Origin of the sequence: Gemella haemolysans, assembly GCF_001553035.1 — a bacterium.
Lineage (GTDB): Bacteria > Bacillota > Bacilli > Staphylococcales > Gemellaceae > Gemella > Gemella haemolysans_B.
This window is the reverse complement of record NZ_KQ959923.1, coordinates 1-772: the sequence shown is the minus strand read 5'-3', so window position 1 is coordinate 772 and position 772 is coordinate 1. Positions and strand designations below refer to the sequence as shown.

General features: G+C 26.6%; 1 protein-coding gene and 1 pseudogene. Both read left to right on the top strand.

The window, feature by feature from the left end; all coding sequences use genetic code 11:
- Positions 1-333 (top strand): annotated as a pseudogene (locus HMPREF3186_RS09110) (IS3 family transposase); the annotation flags it as partial.
- On the top strand, positions 306-772 hold a 467-nt coding region (locus tag HMPREF3186_RS09550; RefSeq protein WP_197415005.1), incomplete at its 3' end, for an IS3 family transposase. The pseudogene HMPREF3186_RS09110 and the gene HMPREF3186_RS09550, both read left to right, overlap by 28 nt.

Sequence of the window (772 nt, the reverse complement as noted above, 5' to 3'; positions counted from 1 at the left end):
TATCCACCAGAATTGAAATTAGATATAATCAATGAAGTTTTAATATTAGGACATTCTATAAAATCTACTTCATTAAAGTACGCATTACCAAATCCTGCTTTACTTAGTAATTGGATTTCAAAATTTAAAGAAAACGGGTATAATATACTAGAGAAACCGAGAGGAAGAACTAGTAAGATGAAAAATAATAATAAAAAGATAGAAAAAAATGAATTGTCAAAAGTAGAACAATTAGAGAAGGAACTTGAGTATCTACGTGCGGAAAATGCAGTTTTAAAAAAGTTGAGGGCGATAAGGTTAAAACAATCTCAAACGAAGAGAAAACAAAAATAGTAGAAGAATTAAAGCAAACACATAGATTAAATATACTATTAAAAATTTTAGGCTTATCTCGTTCATCATATTATTATACAAAAAATAAAGAAGACAAAGATAAAAAAAATAAAAATATAGAAGAAGCTATTCTATTAATTCAGGAAAAGAACAAATATAGATATGGTTATAGAAGAATAACATTAGAACTTAAAAATATGGGATTTATAGTAAATCATAAAAAAGTTTTAAGATTAACGAGAAAACTAGGTGTATTGTCATTCGTAAGACCTACTAGGAAATACAACTCTTATAAAGGAGAAATTGGAAAAATCGCAGATAATATAATAGATAGAGATTTCTTCGCCTCAGAACCGTTAAAGAAATGTTATACAGATGTAACTCAATTCAAGGTTGGAGAGGATAAAGTTTATTTAGCACCTATAATTGATGGATATAA